Annotated in this window: 18 protein-coding genes; 5 read left to right on the forward strand and 13 right to left on the reverse strand. The window is 56.3% G+C overall.

Annotated features, from left to right (window positions below; all coding sequences use genetic code 11):
* Positions 1–60 precede the first annotated feature (60 nt).
* Genes FY034_RS10300 through FY034_RS10310 form a run of 3 tightly spaced genes read left to right on the forward strand, consistent with a single transcriptional unit; the run spans position 61 to position 3,568 of the window.
* Entirely contained in the window at positions 61–945 is an 885-nt protein-coding gene (locus FY034_RS10300; protein WP_265550209.1) for an alpha/beta fold hydrolase, read from the forward strand.
* Positions 942–2,576: a fatty acid CoA ligase family protein gene (locus FY034_RS10305; RefSeq protein WP_265550211.1), complete on the forward strand. Its 1,635-nt coding sequence runs from the start codon at positions 942–944 to the stop codon at positions 2,574–2,576. The genes FY034_RS10300 and FY034_RS10305 overlap by 4 nt, the downstream gene beginning before the upstream one ends.
* Positions 2,573–3,568, forward strand: a complete 996-nt coding sequence (locus FY034_RS10310) for an NAD-dependent epimerase/dehydratase family protein (protein WP_265550213.1) — start codon at positions 2,573–2,575, stop codon at positions 3,566–3,568. Before FY034_RS10305 ends, FY034_RS10310 begins: the two co-directional genes overlap by 4 nt.
* On the opposite strand, the gene lgt is transcribed toward FY034_RS10310, so the two are convergent.
* The 5 genes from lgt to FY034_RS10335 form a co-directional block, all read right to left on the reverse strand.
* Positions 3,558–4,367: a prolipoprotein diacylglyceryl transferase gene (gene lgt, locus FY034_RS10315; RefSeq protein WP_265550215.1), complete on the reverse strand. Its 810-nt coding sequence runs from the start codon at positions 4,365–4,367 to the stop codon at positions 3,558–3,560. The genes FY034_RS10310 and lgt overlap by 11 nt on opposite strands.
* A gap of 290 nt (positions 4,368–4,657) precedes the next feature.
* Positions 4,658–5,092 (reverse strand): VOC family protein, encoded by a 435-nt coding sequence (locus tag FY034_RS10320; protein WP_012470324.1) that lies wholly within the window; start codon positions 5,090–5,092, stop codon positions 4,658–4,660.
* A 1-nt stretch (position 5,093) separates the two neighbouring features.
* The gene (locus FY034_RS10325) at positions 5,094–5,822 is read right to left on the reverse strand and encodes a cytochrome c biogenesis CcdA family protein (protein WP_265550219.1); all 729 of its coding nucleotides are present in this window, start codon (positions 5,820–5,822) and stop codon (positions 5,094–5,096) included.
* An 11-nt stretch (positions 5,823–5,833) separates the two neighbouring features.
* A complete protein-coding gene (locus tag FY034_RS10330) occupies positions 5,834–6,349 on the reverse strand; it encodes a TlpA disulfide reductase family protein (protein ID WP_265550221.1) in 516 nt (171 codons plus the stop codon).
* 60 nt (positions 6,350–6,409) lie between these two features.
* Positions 6,410–7,378: a polyprenyl synthetase family protein gene (locus FY034_RS10335; RefSeq protein ID WP_265550223.1), complete on the reverse strand. Its 969-nt coding sequence runs from the start codon at positions 7,376–7,378 to the stop codon at positions 6,410–6,412.
* A 172-nt stretch (positions 7,379–7,550) separates the two neighbouring features.
* Between FY034_RS10335 and FY034_RS10340 the strand changes: the two genes are divergently transcribed.
* Positions 7,551–8,912 (forward strand): DEAD/DEAH box helicase, encoded by a 1,362-nt coding sequence (locus FY034_RS10340; RefSeq protein WP_265550226.1) that lies wholly within the window; start codon positions 7,551–7,553, stop codon positions 8,910–8,912.
* Here the strand turns inward: FY034_RS10340 and FY034_RS10345 are convergent.
* From FY034_RS10345 to FY034_RS10355, 3 genes are read right to left on the reverse strand one after another with little or no spacing between them, the layout of a single operon-like run.
* Positions 8,909–9,793 carry a zinc-ribbon domain-containing protein gene (locus tag FY034_RS10345; protein ID WP_265550228.1) on the reverse strand — a complete coding sequence of 295 codons (885 nt, stop codon included), beginning with the start codon at positions 9,791–9,793 and terminating at the stop codon, positions 8,909–8,911. The genes FY034_RS10340 and FY034_RS10345 overlap by 4 nt on opposite strands.
* A 5-nt stretch (positions 9,794–9,798) precedes the next feature.
* Positions 9,799–11,181 (reverse strand): threonine synthase, encoded by a 1,383-nt coding sequence (gene thrC / locus FY034_RS10350; RefSeq protein WP_265550229.1) that lies wholly within the window; start codon positions 11,179–11,181, stop codon positions 9,799–9,801.
* Positions 11,182–11,241: 60 nt separating this feature from the next.
* Positions 11,242–11,838, reverse strand: coding sequence for a YdcF family protein (locus FY034_RS10355; protein WP_265550231.1), 597 nt, complete (start codon positions 11,836–11,838; stop codon positions 11,242–11,244).
* A 75-nt stretch (positions 11,839–11,913) separates the two neighbouring features.
* Here FY034_RS10355 and rpmB point away from each other — a divergent pair, with 75 nt between their 5' ends.
* Positions 11,914–12,108, forward strand: a complete 195-nt coding sequence (rpmB, locus tag FY034_RS10360; protein WP_012470332.1) for a 50S ribosomal protein L28 — start codon at positions 11,914–11,916, stop codon at positions 12,106–12,108.
* A gap of 57 nt (positions 12,109–12,165) precedes the next feature.
* On the opposite strand, the gene FY034_RS10365 is transcribed toward rpmB, so the two are convergent.
* The 5 genes from FY034_RS10365 to FY034_RS10385 all read right to left on the reverse strand — a co-directional run bounded on the left by FY034_RS10365 (position 12,166) and on the right by FY034_RS10385 (position 16,889).
* Positions 12,166–12,546, reverse strand: coding sequence for a RidA family protein (locus tag FY034_RS10365; RefSeq protein ID WP_265550233.1), 381 nt, complete (start codon positions 12,544–12,546; stop codon positions 12,166–12,168).
* A gap of 205 nt (positions 12,547–12,751) precedes the next feature.
* The gene (locus tag FY034_RS10370) at positions 12,752–14,902 is read right to left on the reverse strand and encodes a RelA/SpoT family protein (protein WP_265550235.1); all 2,151 of its coding nucleotides are present in this window, start codon (positions 14,900–14,902) and stop codon (positions 12,752–12,754) included.
* A 99-nt stretch (positions 14,903–15,001) separates the two neighbouring features.
* Positions 15,002–15,208 carry a DNA-directed RNA polymerase subunit omega gene (gene rpoZ, locus FY034_RS10375; RefSeq protein WP_012470335.1) on the reverse strand — a complete coding sequence of 69 codons (207 nt, stop codon included), beginning with the start codon at positions 15,206–15,208 and terminating at the stop codon, positions 15,002–15,004.
* A gap of 60 nt (positions 15,209–15,268) precedes the next feature.
* Complete coding sequence (gmk, locus tag FY034_RS10380) at positions 15,269–15,877, reverse strand: guanylate kinase (RefSeq protein ID WP_265550240.1); 609 nt, start codon at positions 15,875–15,877, stop codon at positions 15,269–15,271.
* 136 nt (positions 15,878–16,013) lie between these two features.
* A complete protein-coding gene (locus FY034_RS10385) occupies positions 16,014–16,889 on the reverse strand; it encodes a YicC/YloC family endoribonuclease (protein WP_265550242.1) in 876 nt (291 codons plus the stop codon).
* Positions 16,890–17,006: the final 117 nt, after the last annotated feature.

Consider the following 17,006-nt stretch of genomic DNA (forward strand, 5'->3'; position numbering starts at 1 on the left):
GCCGCCTTGTTATCATCTTGAATATGACGCTGGTTTAGCACTGAAAGGTTACTCCCTTAAATGGCATTGGATCTGGCAAAAGAATATCCCTTCAAAAGCAACTACCTCGACCTGAACGGCCTCAAGTACCACTATCTGGATGAGGGCAACGGCTCGCCGGTGGTGATGTTGCATGGCAACCCGTCCTGGTCGTTCTACTACCGCAATCTGGTCAAGACGCTCTCCAACCGTTTCCGTTGCATTGTGCCGGACCATATCGGCTGCGGCCTGTCGGACAAGCCGGGGGATGACCGCTACGACTACACCCTGCCACAACGGGTGGATGATCTGGAACAGCTGCTGGACAGCCTGCAGCTGAACGAGAAGATCACCCTGGTGGTGCATGACTGGGGCGGCATGATCGGCATGACCTATGCGGTGCGCCACCCGGAGCGGATCAGCCGGCTGGTGATCCTGAACACCGGTGCCTTTCCATTGCCAAAGGCCAAACCGTTTCCCCTGGGCCTGAGGATCTGCCGCGACACCTGGCTGGGCACCCTGCTGGTGCGAGGCTTCAATGCCTTCAGCCGTGGTGCTGCCCGGGTGGGCTGCAAAGAGAATCCGATGTCTAGCGAGTTGCGGGCGCTGTACGAGCTGCCCTATGACTCCTGGCAGAACCGGATCGCCACCCTGCGCTTTGTGCAGGATATCCCGCTGCAACCGGGTGACCGCAACTATGACCTGATCTGCGCTGTGGCGGACGGCATCAACCAGTTTGCTGGCCTACCGATGCTGATTCTCTGGGGTGAGCTTGATTTTGTCTTTGACCACCACTTCCTGGCCGAATGGCAGACCCGCTTCCCCAAGGCAGAACTGCACCGTTTCCCGCAGGCCGGGCATTACATCCTGGAAGACCGCAAGGATGCGGTGATACCTCTGATCAACGAATTCCTGGACCGGACATGACCGGTAGCAGCCTGGTCAACATCGCCGCCCATCTGCCCAGGATGGCGCAGCTGCAGCCGGATACCACGGCGATCATCTTCCCCAAAGGCAATCAGCAGCTGACCTTTCAGGAGCTGGATCGTCTCTCTGACCGGATCTGCCACGGCCTGACAGCCAACAACATCAGCCAAGGCACCCGCACCGTGCTGATGGTCACCCCTTCGCCGGAGTTCTTTGCGTTAACCTTTGCCCTGTTCAAGCTGGGGGCAGTGCCGGTACTGATTGATCCCGGTCTGGGAATCAAAAACCTCAAGAGCTGTCTGGCCGAGGCGCAACCGAGCGCCTTTATCGGCATTCCCAAGGCACAGCTTGCCCGTCTGCTGTTCGGCTGGGCAGAGCAGACGCTTAAAACCATCATTACGGTGGGGCCGCGTCTGTTCTGGGGCGGCAGCATCCTGAACGCGCTGATCAAGGCATCCCCTGACACCCCGTTTACGCCTGCGGAGACGTCTGCAGAGGATCAGGCAGCCATCCTGTTTACCAGCGGCAGCACCGGCCCTCCCAAGGGCGCGGTCTACAGCCATGGCAACTTCAGCGCCCAGGTTGAGGCCTTAAAGCAGGTCTACAGGATCCAGCCCGGTGAGATTGACCTGCCCACCTTTCCACTGTTTGCCCTGTTTGCCCCGGCCCTGGGTATGACCGCCGTCATCCCGGAGATGGACTTTACCCGGCCCGGTTCGGTTGATCCGCAAAAGATCATCTCTGCCATTACAACCTATAAGGCCACCACCATGTTCGGCTCACCGGCCCTGATCAATCGGGTTGGCCGTTACGGTGCCGAGCGGGGTATCAAACTGCCGACCCTGCAACGGGTGATCTCAGCAGGGGCACCGGTGCCGGCTGTGGTGCTGGAGCGGTTCAGCAGGATGTTACAACCTGGGGTGGAGATTTTTACCCCCTATGGTGCCACTGAGTCGTTGCCGGTCTGCTCCATCGGCAGTAGCGAGATCCTGGGGGAGACCCGCGCTGTTACCGAGAACGGCGGTGGGGTCTGCATCGGCAAGCCGGTAGACAGTATCCGGGTTGAGTTGATCAGGATCAGCGATGAACCGATTACGGCCTGGAGTGATGATCTGCGTGTTGCACCGGGTCAGGTAGGCGAGATTGTGGTACAGGGACCGCAGGTGACCCGTGGTTATTTCCAACGTCCCGAGGCAGATCTGCTTTCCAAGATCAGCGACCCATCCGGCGGTTTTTTCCACCGCATGGGGGATCTGGGCAGGCAGGACAGCGAGGGCAGACTCTGGTTCTGCGGCCGCAAATCACACCGGGTTGAGTCCGCCCAAGGCCCGCTGTTCACCATTCCGGTGGAGGCGGTCTTTAACACCCATCCGGCAGTCTACCGCAGCGCCCTGGTTGGCATCGGCCCCAAAGGCAGCCAGCAGCCGGTCATCTGCATTGAACCGGAACAGGGGATCAGTATCAGTCAGGAACAGCTGCGGTCTGAACTGTTGGGCATTGCAGCCAGTCATCCCCATACCAGGGAAGTCAGCACCATCCTGTTTCACCCTGCCTTTCCGGTGGATATCCGCCATAACGCCAAGATCTTCCGAGAAAAGCTGGCCATCTGGGCTGCGGAGCAACTGGCATGAAGGCGCTGGTTACTGGAGGAGGCGGGTTTCTGGGCGGGGTAATCGTCAGGATGCTGCGTGAGCGGGGCGATCAGGTGGTCAGCATCTCACGTGGCAGCTATCCGGCGCTTGATCGTCTTGGCGTTGAGCAGGTTCAGGGCGATCTGGCTGATCAGACTGCCGTGATCAAAGCCGCTACGGGGTGCGACGGCATCTTTCACGTGGCTGCCAAGGCCGGCATCTGGGGCAGCTACAGCGACTTTTATCAGGCCAATGTAACCGGCACCAGGAACGTACTGGAGGCCTGCCGGGTACATGGCATCAGGCAACTGGTCTACACCAGCTCCCCCAGTGTGGTGTTTGATGGCAATGATGTCGAGGGTGGCAATGAATCCCTGCCCTACCCTGACCACTTTGAGGCCTTTTATCCCCAAACCAAGGCGCTGGCGGAACAGCTGGTGCTACAGGCGAACAGCCCGCAGCTTGCAACCGTATCCCTGCGTCCCCACCTGATCTGGGGGCCGGGTGATAATCATCTGGTGCCACGGATTATTGCAAAGGGAAAAAGCGGCAGGCTACGGAGGATTGGCAACCGCCCCTGCCTGGTGGATACGGTCTATGTGGACAATGCTGCCAGGGCACACCTGCAGGCAGCAGAACAACTTGCACCGGGCAGCCCGGTGGCGGGCAAGGCCTATTTTATCAGTAATGGTGAACCGCTACCGCTCTGGGAGATGGTCAACCGGATCCTGGCGGCAGGTGGTGTTGCTCCGGTCAGAGGAAGTATCTCACCAAAGGCGGCTTATGCGGCGGGAGTGATCTGCGAAGGGATCTGGCGGCTGTTCAGGCTGTCCGGGGAGCCCCCCATGACCCGCTTTGTGGCAAAAGAACTGGCCACAGCCCACTGGTTCGACATCTCGGCAGCCCGCCGGGATTTTGGCTATCAGCCGCAGGTAACGCTGGATGAGGGGTTGGTGCAACTGCAGCACTGGATGGCCGAGACTACCCCTTGACCGTTTCCTTTTCTTGAGCCGTTTCCTTTTTCCTGCGGTTTAACATGATCAGCAGCACCCCGCCAGCCAGGTAGACCGGCAGACTGAGCAGTTGCCCCATGGAGAAGAAGTTGAAGTAGAGGCCCAGCTGGCTGTCGGGCTGGCGAAACAGTTCCACCACAAATCTGAACAGTCCGTAGCCGCACAGGAAGGCTGCCATGGCGGTACCGGGGGCCTGATAGCGTCGGGAGATCCAGCGGACCAGAAAGAACAGCACGATCCCTTCAAGAAATGCCTCGTACAACTGGGACGGATGCCGGGGCAACGGCCCGCCATCAGGAAAGATCATCCCCCAGGGCAGGCTGGTGGGTCTGCCGAACAGTTCACCATTGATAAAGTTTCCGATCCGCCCCAGGCCAAGGCCCACCGGTGCCGCCAGGGCGGCAAGATCGGCCAGCTGCAGATAGGAGAGCTGAAAACGGCGGGCGTACCAGAGTGCAGCGACCGCAACACCGATCAAGCCGCCATGGAACGACATCCCCCCCTGCCAGATGGCAAAGATCCGCAGCGGGTTTGCCAGGTAGTTCCCCAGATCATAGAAAAGCACATAGCCCAAGCGGCCACCGGCTACCACTCCCAGGGCTAGACAGAAGATCAGGTCTGCAACGGCCTCATTGTCCAGCGCAAGGTTTCTGCGGCGGGCTTCATTGCGGATGATGAAATAGCTGAACAGAAAACCGATGACATACATCAGCCCGTACCAGCGGAACTGCAATGGACCCAGGCGAAAGAAAACAGGATCAATTGCTGGAAAGTGCATAACGGATTACTCCTCAGAAGTCCTGATCAGGAAATAGGTATAAAAAATCATCCACGTTTTCCGGCTGCTGTGCTATATAAAACAGCTGGAGGGTATCATGAAAGATATACTTTTGTTGCTGCTTATTCTGGCTGTCTGGTTTGTCGTCAACAAATATCTGCTACCCAGGCTGGGGGTTCCTACCTGAATGTCAGACAGTTGTGCTCCCCCGGTTCGGGAGGAGAAAAAAACACCACCACAAAATAAATAGCAGTTTAGCAGTCAGGTAAGACGGACAAGGCCGGTTGCTCTCAGCGACCGGCCTTGTTGCGTCGTTCTGTCGGTTCCTCCAGAACCACCAGATAACCATCAGGGTCAAAGCACCACATCTCCTTGACACCATAGGGTTTCTCTTCCAGGTGGTAGAGGATTTCCATATCCTCCTCCAGGATGGCGTCCCGGATCCCTTCTATATCCCTGACCTCAAAATGCAGTGTCACCCCGACCCCTTTGGGAAACATGCTGAAGCGGTGTTCAAGCACGGGGTGGGTCCTGATCACATCGCTTTCTTCAACAAAGATCAGGGAGATGCCGCCCATGTCAACAATCAGATGTTCAGGTGCCCCCGGAGCTGAGAATGAACGCCGGATCGGCAGCTCCAGGATACCGGCATAGAATGCCTCAGTAACAACCAGTTGCGTTACAGCCAGCTGAATTGAGTGTTCAGAACGGTGCGCCTTGACCATCTTAGTTTTTCATAAACAGCAGATTGACATACCCGGAGAGTACGGACAGCCAGTTGGTAAATATCAGCACACCAACAATCACCAGGAAGAAACCGGTAATGATCTCAAAGAGCCTGATATGCTTTTTAAAACGGTTAAACACGGTGATAAAGCGGTGCAGTGCAAGGGAGGACAACAGAAACGGTATCCCCAGGCCGATGGAGTAGAGTAACAGCAGGACAATCCCGTGGGCGACCTTTTCTTCAGTTGCCGCAATCATCAGGATCGAGGCCAGGATTGGGCCGATGCAGGGGGTCCAGCCAGCTGCAAAGGCTAATCCAACAAGAAAACTACCCAGAAAACCTGCTGGTTTATTCTTCAGCGAGACCCGTTTCTCGCCCAGCAACCATTTCAACGGCACCAGGCCGGTGACATGAATACCGAAGACAACAATCAGGATGCCGCCAAGCTTGCGGACCAGCTCCATATGCTGCTGCAGAAACGAGCCGATATAGGTTGCCGATGCCCCAAGCAGGACAAACACCACAGTAAAGCCACTGACAAAGGCCAGCGAATGCAGCATGGTCTTTCTACGCACAACATGGGTGGGATGCTCGGCATCCAGGTCACTGAATGAAAGACCGGTGATATACGTAATATACGACGGAATAAGCGGCAGGACGCAGGGAGACAGGAAGGAAAGCAGTCCTGCGACAAAGGCACCGATATAGGTAATCTGTTGAGTTTCCATAAGGTGGCCGGCTACTTCATCAGTCCTTCAAGAAAGGCGATCACTTCAGGGCTGTTCCAGTCCAGGCCGCCAATCACCTTTTTGACAATTATACCGTTCTTGTCGATCACAAAGGTCTCAGGTACCCCGGTAATACCGTAGGTCTTGGCAACCTGTCCGCTTGGGTCGGTATAGGCAGGCAGCGAGTATTTTGAATTTTTCAAAAACTCCTGTACCGCCTGTTTGCCCCCTTCATCAACCGAAACGCAGACCATCTGAAACGGCTTACCTGCCATAAACGTGTTCAGCTTGATCATGGAAGGGATCTCTTCCCGGCAGGGAGGACACCAGGTGGCCCAGAAATTAAGCAGCACCACCTTTCCCTTCAGGGCGGCCAGGGTCAACTGCTGGTTGTCAAGCGAGACCACACTGATCTCGGGGGCCTGACTCTTCTCAGCAGGGGCCTTGGAAGGGGCGGCAGACTTGTCCTTGCTGCAACCGGCGGTAAGGGCAACAGCACAGCAAAGCAGTACCAGCAACTTTTTCATGTATGTATCCTCCAGCAGAAAAACGGGATTTGCAGCGTGAAAGAACAGCGCCAGGGGTGGTTAACGGTTGCGCGTTACCACATATTCAGCCAGATCCAGCAGTGCTGCCTTGCAGCTATTGGCAGGAAAACAGGAGAGATGTCGTGCACAGTTTGCAACACAATCACGGGCTTTTTCAACCGTGTACTCAATACCGCCGTAGCTCTGCACCAGACCTGAAACCAGGCGGAAGTCTTCGGGGGTCAGCTCGTCTTTTTCAATAATGGCGCTTACCGCCTCACGCTCTTCATCGCTGCAGCCACGCAGGGCATGGATCAGAGGCAACGTCAGCTTGCCTTCTTCAAGGTCGTGGCCGATGCTCTTGCCGAACTCCTCTTCAGAGGCCGTGTAGTCAAGGATGTCGTCCATCAGCTGGAAGGCGATCCCCAGCTCCATGCCAAAGTCTGCCAGCGCCTGTTCCTGTTCCGGAGAAACCCCGCCCAGAATGGCACCACACTGACAGGCCGCAGACAGCAGTACCGCCGTCTTGGCACGCACCACCTCGATATACTGCTGCTCGGTGAGTTCCACCTCGCCGGTATACAGCAGCTGCAGCACCTCCCCTTCAGCAATAACGGTGGTGGCCTTGGACATGACCCGCAGCACATCAAGACTGCCGGCAGCGACCATCAGGGAAAATGATTTGGAGAAAAGGAAGTCGCCGATCAGAACCGAGGCCTCGTTACCCCAGAGGGTATTGGCAGAGGCAAGTCCACGGCGCAGGGTGGCACTGTCAACAACGTCGTCATGCAGCAGGGTGGCGGTGTGGATAAACTCAACCACGCTTGCCAGAGGGATGGCCTGATTGCCTTGGTACTCACACAAACGGGCGGCCAGCAGCAGCATGGCGGGACGTATGCGCTTTCCGCCGCTGGCAAGGACATATTCGCCAACCTTGCGGATAAGCGGAACATCAGACTCAAGATCTTTTCTGAACTGTTCCTCGACCTGTTTGAGATCTTCACCAATCAGTTCTAACGCAGCCTGCATGCCTGTCCAATCCATGAATAAAGTTTACACATACTACTGAAGCGCCGCTTAATTTGTCAAAGTATTTCTGGATTTACCTGCAGAGCCGGATGCGTATAAAGTTGCTTGTATCAACGATCCGGTGTATAGCAGTCAAGACTTTCTATCCCATCTATCAACCGGAAACGACTCTATGAAATTCAGTGATCTTTCGCTCCCCGCGCAGGTGCTGCAGGGGATCCATCAGGCCGGGTTCAGTGCCTGTACGCCGATTCAGGCCCAAACGCTCCCCCTGTCACTAAGCGGCAAGGATGTTGCCGGACAGGCGCAGACCGGCACCGGCAAGACCGCTGCCTTCCTGATCACCCTCTTCACCAAGCTGCTTGCCTCACAATCCGAAACCGCCGCCGGCAGTCTGCCGCGCCCGCGGGCCCTGATTCTGGCACCGACCCGCGAGCTGGTTGTCCAGATTGAAAAAGATGCCCAGTTGCTGGGCAGCCACTGCGGCTTTAACATCCAGGCCATTTATGGCGGCGTTGATTATATGAAGCAGAAAAACGCCCTGAAAGACGGTGCAGACGTCGTTATCGGCACGCCGGGACGCCTGATCGACTACCTGAAGCAAAAGGTCTATTCCCTGAAACATATTGAGATGCTGGTGATTGACGAGGCGGACCGGATGTTCGACATGGGCTTCATCCCGGACCTGCGCTATATCCTGCGCCGGCTGCCCCCCTTTGATCAACGCCAGAATCTGATGTTTTCAGCCACCCTGAACCAGCGGGTGATGGAACTTTCCTATGAATTCATGAATGTGCCGCAGAAGGTCTCGGTCACCCCGGAAAAGATGACGGCCGAACGGGTTGAGCAGGTGCTCTATCACGTTTCCAACAAGGAAAAGTTCCCCTTGCTGCTTGGCCTGCTACGGCGTGAAGGGATGGCCCGGACCATGCTCTTTGTCAACACCAAACGGGAGGCAGAGCGGTTACAGGACCGGCTGAATGCAAACGAGTTTCCCTGCCGGGTTATTTCCGGGGATGTTGATCAACGCAAGCGGATGAATATTCTTGAACAGTTCAAGCGGGGGGAGCTGGCAATTCTGATTGCCACGGATGTTGCCTCACGGGGGCTGCATATTGACGGCGTTTCCCATGTCATCAACTACGACCTGCCGCAGGATGCCGAGGACTACGTCCACCGGATCGGCCGGACCGCACGGGCTGGGGCTGAGGGCAAGGCGATCTCGCTGGCCGATGAAGACGGGGCCTTTTATATCGAGGCGATTGAGGAGTATATCAGACACAAGGTGGCTGTAGAATGGGCTGAAGACGACCTTTTCATGCACGACTACAAGCGGCCGAAGCACCGTCCGGCGCCGGTTGCCTCAACCAAGCAGCCCCACGGGCAACGTCACAAGCCCAAAGATCAGAAAAGCACGCCACGCAAAACAGCTGCAGCCTCTCCGCCGGAAGGAGAAAAAAAGAAACGCCGCCCGCGCCGGAGAAAACCGGGGGGCAGCGCCGCTCCAAGCGAGGGGACCGTCAAAACCGACTAGCCCTGCTGGTACACCCGTTTAAAACTATCTGCCTTGAGGTACAGCAACAGAAAATACAGCGGCACCATCCAAAGCGCTGAAACCAGCAAGGCGCTGAAACCTTCCACGAGATAGGCCCACCAGGGGGGGGCAATCGATTTCACGATCCAGACGACGTACAGCCCCACCTCATAGACTGGTGCCAGCACCAGCGAGGCCATGACAACCTGCTGTACCCCTTGCATGCCCCATGTTGCGCGCTGCAGGAAACCAAACGCAGCAGACAGGACAGCCAGACCGTAGAGCAGCTTTACCCAGGGCAGAAAGCCATAGCCCCAGAAGACCTGCCAGGCCGAAACCGGCTCAACAGACTGTTCCGACAGCTGCGCCTGAATGTCGGTACCAAGGTAACCGATTACCTCCCAGCCCCCCACCAGCAGGAAAACGGCTGCCCAGACTGCCACCCCCCAGCCCACGGCAGCGACCGGATCAAAACCATTGGCAAAGCCGGCCAGGCTGATGGCCGTTTTTTCCTTCACAGCTGGCGCAGCCGGTGCTTTAGCGGCAGCCGGCAACGGCACGGCGACCACCGTGTCAGGGCGGCAGTTCCGGTTCAGCAGCTCCTGCTCCCGCTTGAGCGCCTCTTCCTCCCGTTTTTTGGCAGCCACGGTCTTAACATCCATCCCACAGTGGGGACATTCGTCAAAGACCTCTTCGCAGAACGTGCTGTAGCCGCAGGAAGGGCAGGTATTGGTGGCAAAGGCAGAGGTCGCCTTTTTACGCGGCTTCTCAACCCGAAAACTCTCCTTACAACGCGGACAGGCGAGCATCATCCCATCATCAGGGATCTCAAGGTCATTCATGGTTCCGCTTGCCTTGCAGTTGGGACACTCTATACGCACAGTAGCTACCCCACGGTAGAAATGATGAATTCTCGCACCTGTCCGGCATCTGCCTGCATCCGCACACAACGGGTCGGCAGCCCCTCCAGTCGGGCAATGGCCGGCGGAACCGGAACCGCTTCACCGGTGGCCTCAACCACAGCCTCACCGAACTTTGCCGGATGGGCCGTGGACAGACAGACCACCGGCGTATCATCCGCAACCAGTTCCTGTGCCGCCCGCACCCCTACTGCGGTGTGGGGGTCCAACAGGTAGCCGGTATCATGCTTAAACTGTCTGATGGTCTCCAGGGTTGCCTGACGATCAACCGAGGCAGACCGGAAATCCTGACGGGCCTGCTGCAGCTCTTGCTGGCTGAAGCTGATTTTCCCCTCGGTCTTGAGCTGGGCAAAGGCGGCAGAAACCCGGGCTGCATCCTGCTTGAAGAGATAAAAGAGGTAGCGCTCAAAGTTGGAGGCGACCTGAATATCCATGGATGGCGACAGGGTTTGCACCACCGTACCGACCGAGTAATCCCCCTGATTGATGAAACGGGTCAGGATATTGTTTTCATTGGTGGCCAGCAGCAGTTTTTCAACCGGCAGCCCCATCTGCTGTGCCACATAGCCGGCAAAGATATCCCCGAAATTTCCGGTGGGAACCGAGAAGACCACCTTCTGCCCCTGTTGTGCCACCCGCAGCCAGGCGTAGATATAATACACCACCTGGGCCAGCACCCGGGCCCAGTTGATTGAATTCACCGCCCCAAGCGAGTATTTCTGCTTAAACTCCAGGTCGCCCATCAGCTCCTTGACAATATCCTGGCAGTCATCGAAGGTCCCGTCCACGGCAATATTGTGGACATTTTCATCCAGCACCGACGTCATTTGCAGGGCCTGTACCGGCGAGGTCTTACCATGGGGGTGCAGGATGAAGATGCTGATGCCGGCCTTGCCCCGTACGCCATGAATGGCTGCACTGCCGGTGTCACCGGAGGTTGCCCCCACAATGGTCAGCTGCTCATGCCGCTCCTGCAGGATATACTCAAACAGGTTGCCCAGAAACTGCAGGGCAACATCTTTGAAGGCCAGGGTGACGCCGTGGAACAGCTCCAGGATATAGACGCCGTCTTTCTGCACGACCGGCGTCACCTCCGGGTGGCTGAAGGTGGCGTAAGAACGATCAATCAGAGCCCGCAGCTCACTGGCCGGTATGTCATCAACAAAACGTGAAATAATCTCGAAGGCAAGTTGCGGGTAGTTCAGAGAGCGCCAGGACTCCAGCTCTGCAGCAGAAAAGACAGGAATCGACTCCGGCAGCAAAAGGCCGCCGTCGTTGGCCAACCCCATCATAACCGCATCTTTAAAACGTACCGGCGCAATGCCGCCACGGGTACTCAGGTAACGCATGGACATTCCTTTCAGGCGGAGAGTTGAACGGTTTTATGTAACAGGTTTGGACAAAAAAAGCTAGAGGCTGACCGGTCGCAACTCTCCCGGTGAGAACAGGAAAAAGACACGAAAAATACAATATTTATAGAACTCGGAAAACAGCAGCCGGAAGGTGCCCAGATGATGCCACCACTCCTCCTTGACATTGCTGCTGTCAACCGGATAGGGGTACACCGCAACTTCCGGGGGAAGGGCGTTACGAAAGAGTATGGCCGAACGTTTCAGGTGATAGCGTGAGGTGATCAACAGCACCGAGCGGACCTTGTGTTCCACCAGGATATCCCGACCGTAAATGGCATTTTCCAGCGTATTCCGCGACAGTTTTTCCAGAACCACATTATCAGCAGACGGGTCACCGGGCTTGGGACGGTACAGGTCTGATTTTCTTACCGTCGGGTCCACCCCCACCAGAAAGAGCCAGGTTGCGCGACGCTCCCTGAAAAGCCGGACCCCCTCATCAACCCTGCCTTTACCGCCGGCCAGCACCACGATCGCATCGGCCTGCACCTGACGCGGACGGGCAGAAAAGGTCTTATAGGTAAAATCAATAAAAAGCGCTGTCACAATCAGCAGTGCCAGCATGAGCAATGACAGGAGGGCCTTAAAGATTTTCATGTCAGTATTTTTCCTTGCACCAGAGAAACGATTCTGATAAAAGAATTTGTTCAGTTAGCACGGGAGGTAAGATCCATGTCCAGAAAATGTGAAATTTGCGGTAAAGGCCCCAGCACCGGCAACAATGTGAGCCATGCCAACAACAAGACCCGTACCACCTGGTACCCTAACCTGCAGAAGGTAAAGGCCAAGGCAGCCAACGGCAGTGTGTCCACCATCAAGGTCTGCACACGCTGCATCCGTTCCGGCTCCGTTACCAAGGCTCTGTAGCCTTTCCGGTAACACCTACATTAAACAGCCGTGTGCACCCGCTTGCACACGGCTTGTTTAGTTTTGTGCGATCGCGACCGCCTCTACTTCAACCCGCGCTCCCCGCGGCAGGGCAGCAACGGCAACCGTGGCCCGGGCCGGTTTGACACCCGGGAAGTACTGGCCGTAGACCTGGTTGACAAGCGGAAAATCAGCCATATCCGTTAAATAGATTGTCGTTTTCACCACCTGGTCAAAATCGCTACCGGCGGCCTCAAGTACCCCCCGCAGATTTTCCATCACCCGCCCGGTCTCCTGCTCAACCGTACCGGTGACCATCTCACCCGATACCGGATCAAGCGGAATCTGACCGGAACAGAACAACAATCCACCTGCCACCACAGCCTGGGAATACGGACCGATCGCTGCCGGTGCCTTGTCAGTTGCTATGCTTTTCATATACTCCCCCACTCAACTACAAATTAAAGGACAGGATAACTGCTTAACTCCTCGCTCCTTAATACGTTCTTCAACTCAAACAAAAAAATTGCGAGGAAGGCCGGATACCAGGCGCACGGAGCGCAATGACCGAGACATACCAGACAGGTAGGCGAGGTTATGAGCACCGCGCAACACCGTAGACGGCCTCCGCAGCATTTTTTGCCTAGCTTTTTACCCGCTCCACCTTCATAACCCCCTTCACCTTCATCAAGGCATTCACAACCTTGTTCAGGTGAGTCAGGTCGGTCACGTTCAACTCAAAGATGTTCTCTCCACGCTTGTCGACGGTACTCTTGATCTGGGCACTGACAATATTGGCTTCGGCATTGGTGATTGCCAGCGTCATATTGGCTAGAATCCCCTTTTCATCCATACAGAAGACCCGCAGCCTGACCGGCAGTGCAGCACTCTTTCCCTTAGCCCAGGTCACATCAATCCGCCGCTCCGGATCACTCTCGGCAACAAAGGGGCAGTCGGCGGTATGAATGGTAACCCCCTGCCCGCGGGTGATGAAGCCGACAATCTCATCGCCGGGCAACGGGTTGCAGCATTTGGCATAGCGGATCATGATATCCTCCATGCCGCCGACCTCAACAGCACTGGAGGAACGGCCCTTCAACTTATTGATGACACTGGTTATGCGGGATTCTTTCTGATCCTGACGGACCTGCAGCCGCTCTTCAGGAATCAGCTTGCCGATCACCTGCCCTGCTGAAACCTTGCCATAGCCCATGGCCGCCAGCAGATCATCTTCACTGTTGAAACCATACTCGTTGGCAATCTTCCTGAGCTCCCCCCCCTTGATCACCTTCTGGAGGTTCAGGGAGTATTTGCGGAACTCCTTTTCACAGAGTTCACGCCCCAGCACGATACTGCGCTTGCGCTCCTCAATCTTGATCCAGGCCCGGATCTTGTTACGGGCGCGGGAGGAACGGACGATCTTGAGCCAGTCTTTGCTGGGCGTGTGGTGGGGGGAGGTGATCACCTCGACAATATCGCCGTTCTGCAGTTCATGTTTCAACGGTACCAGCTTGCCGTTGACCTTGGCCCCCACGCAGCGATGCCCCACATCGGTATGCACGGCGTAGGCGAAGTCGATCGGGGTGGAACCCTTGGGGAAGCCCTTCACATCCCCTTTGGGGGTAAAGACATAGACCTCCTCGGGAAACAGCTCAACCTTGACCGAGTCCATGAACTCCCGGGAGTCCTGTAACTCCTGCTGCCACTCCAACAGCTGGCGCAGCCAGGCAAAACGCTTGACCTCTTTTTCGTCGTAGCCCTTGCCTTCCTTGTACTTCCAGTGGGCCGCAATCCCTGCCTCAGCCACCCGGTGCATCTCATGGGTGCGGATCTGCACCTCCATCCGGTCGCCATGTGGGCCGATCACGGTGGTATGCAGCGACTGGTACATATTCCCCTTGGGCATGGCGATATAGTCTTTAAACCGCCCGGGAATCGGCCGCCAGGAAGAATGAATCAGCCCCAGCACCTCATAGCAGCTCTTGATATCATCCACCAGAATCCGCAGGGCGGTCAGGTCATAGATCTCCTCAAAATCCACCTTCCGTTTTTCCATCTTACGGTAGATTGAATAGAGGTGTTTGCTGCGGCCCGAGACCTCACCCACAATCTGGTGTTCGACAAGTTTCTGCCGGATGGCCTCCTGAATCTCATGGATGAATGATTCCCGCTCCTGCTTCTTGCGCTGGATCTTGGTTGCCAGGTCAAAGTAGACATCCGGCTGCAGGTACCTGAACGACAGGTCCTCAAGCTCGGTCTTGATCCAGGAAATCCCCAGGCGGTGCGCAATCGGGGCGTAGATATCCATGGTCTCGCGGGAGATGGAGCGCTGCTTGGTATCAGGCTGAAACTGCAGGGTCCGCATGTTATGCAGCCGGTCAGCCAGCTTCACCAGGATCACCCGGATATCATTGGCCATGGCGATCAGCATCTTGCGGAAGTTTTCGGCCTGATTCTCTTCCTTGGTCTTGAAATGGATCTTACTGATCTTGGTTACCCCGTCAACCAGTTCGGCAACTTCCTTGCCGAACATCTCGGCCAGCTCTTCCGAGGTGGTCAGGGTATCTTCGATGGTATCATGGAGGAAACCGGTCACAATGCTGGGCACATCCAGCTTTAAACCGGCAAGCAGTCCGGCAACTTCCAGGGGATGAATGATATACGGCTCACCGGAAAGGCGGGTCTGGCCCTGATGCACCTTGGCACAGTACACGTAGGCCTTCCTGATCAGATTCAGATCAGCAGACGGGTTATAGGTTACAACCGTATCAAGGATATCGTTCAGGCGTATCATGCAGGGGTACGTGCTATCGGGTGACCAGTGTCACAAACACCGGGGGAAGGTGCAAAAATGGAGGCGCTACCAAGCGGCAGGCCTCCAGAGTTGATCCAATCATGCAGAACGCTTGCTGCTCAGCTCAGCCGACAACTTACCGGCAGCAATTTCGCGCAGCGAGGTAACCACATGGCGGTTGTTCTTGGGGTCAATCAGCGGCTTAGCCCCCTTGTAGAGCTGCTTGACCCGTTTGGAGGCCATCATGACCAGCATGAAGCGGTTATCCACTTTTTCAAGGCAATCTTCAACAGTAACCCGTGCCATCGTCTCTATCTCCTTTTGTCCACAAACGAATAATGGAGCGGTGATTATACCTATAGCTGCTCAAATATCAAACATTTTCGACACCTGACCCAACATACGTGCCGTGGTATGGCGTGCGGCAGTCACCAGTGACGCCAAGGCCTCGTGGGCCTCATCAAGCCGGTCGTTTACCACGATGTAATCATACCAGCGCGCCTCACGGATCTCCTCGGTTGCCCGCTCGATCCGGCGTTCGATTACCTCTTTGGCGTCGGAAGAGCGGGATTCAAGCCGGCGCCGCAGCTCTGCCATGCTGGGAGGCAGCACAAAGACAAACAGGCCGTTAATACCGCGGTCCTTGAGGATACGCGCCCCCTGGCAGTCAATGTCGAGCAGGATATCAATGCCGTCAATCCTGGCCTGTTCCAGCGTCGCAATGGCGGTTCCGTAAAAATTTCCATGCACCTCGGCCCACTCGGCAAAACCGTTTTCAGCAATCATCTGCTTGAAACGCTCAATCGAGACAAAATGGTAATCAACACCATCCTGCTCCCCCGGCCTGGGTTGCCGGGTCGTATAACTGACCGACTCCTTCAGTGCAGGAAAACGGCTGACCAGCCCGTTACAGAGTGTTGTCTTGCCAGCCCCGGACGGTGCTGAAATAACGATGAGAAGCCCTTCTTGCTGCATATCCCCCCCGCAGGTAAGGAACGATGATTTTTTTGTTCTGAGTGCGGCAGTTAAGAAATGGCGCGAAGGCGTACCATCAAGTACGTTGACAAGCCATTTTGAAGACTGACGTGCTCAGAGCAAAAAAAGACCGTTCCTATTCGATGTTCTGGACCTGTTCCCGCATCTTCTCCAACTCCGCCTTCATCTGCACCACCAGCGAGGTAATGGCGGAATCATTCGCCTTGGAACCGATGGTATTCACTTCACGGTTGATCTCCTGCATCAGGAAGTCAAGCTTGCGCCCAACCGGTTCCTTCAGCAGCAGGGTCTCATCAAACTGGGCAAAGTGGCTCTCCAGACGTACCAGTTCTTCCGTAATATCACAACGGTCAGCCAGCAGGGCAACCTCCTGGGCCAGCCGCTGCGGATCAAGCTCTGTCCCGCCCAGCAACTTCTCTAGCCGTTGCTGCAGCTTCTGCTGATACTCCTCAACCACCCGGGGGGCACGTTCCCGCACCTGGGCAACCAGGGCCGCCAGTTCAGTACGCCGCGCCTTCAGGTCAGCCTGCAGTGCCTCGCCTTCGCGCAGCCGCATCCCGTCCAGACCGGCAAGGGCCTGCCCAACTGCCTGCAGTACCAGCGGCAACAGATCCCCCTGGTCCTCACTGGCCGACTCCTGCAGCACATTGCGTTGAGCCAGTATCAAAGAGAGCGGAATCTCCGCCGACACATGCAACTCATGGGCAAGCTCCTGGAAGGCCTGATGATACCCCTTGGCAACCCCGTGGTTCAGCGGCGGAACCACCACCTCGCCCACAGCCGGCTCCCACTGTACAAACAGATCGGCCTTACCACGCTTGACATAGCCGCCGACCGCCTTACGTACCTCATGTTCATAGGCCAGAAAACTGCGCGGCATCTTGACCGACACCTCCCCGTAGCGGTTATTGACGGTCTTTATCTCAACCAGACAACGGCCCTGATGATCCGTTGATTCGCCTTTGCCATACCCGGTCATGCTCTTGATCATGCCTGCCTCCTCATCGTTCGTACCTACTCATATACTTCAGCTGCCCTGCTGCTGTCCATAGTGAGAACGCAGCAGCAACGATCCTCAGGTTCATGCAACTGCCTATTGACAACATCC

Origin of the sequence: Trichlorobacter lovleyi (genome assembly GCF_015239775.1) — a bacterium.
GTDB classification, from domain to species: Bacteria; Desulfobacterota; Desulfuromonadia; order Geobacterales; family Pseudopelobacteraceae; genus Trichlorobacter; species Trichlorobacter lovleyi_B.

What these genes read in the sequence shown, in the direction of transcription:
- FY034_RS10330 (WP_265550221.1), bottom strand. Translation starts at nt 6,349, where the DNA reads ATGAAAAAGTTGCTGGTACTGCTTTGCTGTGCTGTTGCCCTTACCGCC.
- FY034_RS10335 (WP_265550223.1), bottom strand. Translation starts at nt 7,378, where the DNA reads ATGCAGGCTGCGTTAGAACTGATTGGTGAAGATCTCAAACAGGTCGAG.
- FY034_RS10365 (WP_265550233.1), bottom strand. Translation starts at nt 12,546, where the DNA reads ATGAAAAGCATAGCAACTGACAAGGCACCGGCAGCGATCGGTCCGTAT.
- FY034_RS10300 (WP_265550209.1), top strand. Translation starts at nt 61, where the DNA reads ATGGCATTGGATCTGGCAAAAGAATATCCCTTCAAAAGCAACTACCTC.
- rpmB (WP_012470332.1), top strand. Translation starts at nt 11,914, where the DNA reads ATGTCCAGAAAATGTGAAATTTGCGGTAAAGGCCCCAGCACCGGCAAC.
- FY034_RS10310 (WP_265550213.1), top strand. Translation starts at nt 2,573, where the DNA reads ATGAAGGCGCTGGTTACTGGAGGAGGCGGGTTTCTGGGCGGGGTAATC.
- FY034_RS10385 (WP_265550242.1), bottom strand. Translation starts at nt 16,889, where the DNA reads ATGATCAAGAGCATGACCGGGTATGGCAAAGGCGAATCAACGGATCAT.
- FY034_RS10355 (WP_265550231.1), bottom strand. Translation starts at nt 11,838, where the DNA reads ATGAAAATCTTTAAGGCCCTCCTGTCATTGCTCATGCTGGCACTGCTG.
- FY034_RS10320 (WP_012470324.1), bottom strand. Translation starts at nt 5,092, where the DNA reads ATGGTCAAGGCGCACCGTTCTGAACACTCAATTCAGCTGGCTGTAACG.
- lgt (WP_265550215.1), bottom strand. Translation starts at nt 4,367, where the DNA reads ATGCACTTTCCAGCAATTGATCCTGTTTTCTTTCGCCTGGGTCCATTG.
- FY034_RS10325 (WP_265550219.1), bottom strand. Translation starts at nt 5,822, where the DNA reads ATGGAAACTCAACAGATTACCTATATCGGTGCCTTTGTCGCAGGACTG.
- thrC (WP_265550229.1), bottom strand. Translation starts at nt 11,181, where the DNA reads ATGCGTTACCTGAGTACCCGTGGCGGCATTGCGCCGGTACGTTTTAAA.
- FY034_RS10370 (WP_265550235.1), bottom strand. Translation starts at nt 14,902, where the DNA reads ATGATACGCCTGAACGATATCCTTGATACGGTTGTAACCTATAACCCG.
- rpoZ (WP_012470335.1), bottom strand. Translation starts at nt 15,208, where the DNA reads ATGGCACGGGTTACTGTTGAAGATTGCCTTGAAAAAGTGGATAACCGC.
- FY034_RS10305 (WP_265550211.1), top strand. Translation starts at nt 942, where the DNA reads ATGACCGGTAGCAGCCTGGTCAACATCGCCGCCCATCTGCCCAGGATG.
- gmk (WP_265550240.1), bottom strand. Translation starts at nt 15,877, where the DNA reads ATGCAGCAAGAAGGGCTTCTCATCGTTATTTCAGCACCGTCCGGGGCT.
- FY034_RS10340 (WP_265550226.1), top strand. Translation starts at nt 7,551, where the DNA reads ATGAAATTCAGTGATCTTTCGCTCCCCGCGCAGGTGCTGCAGGGGATC.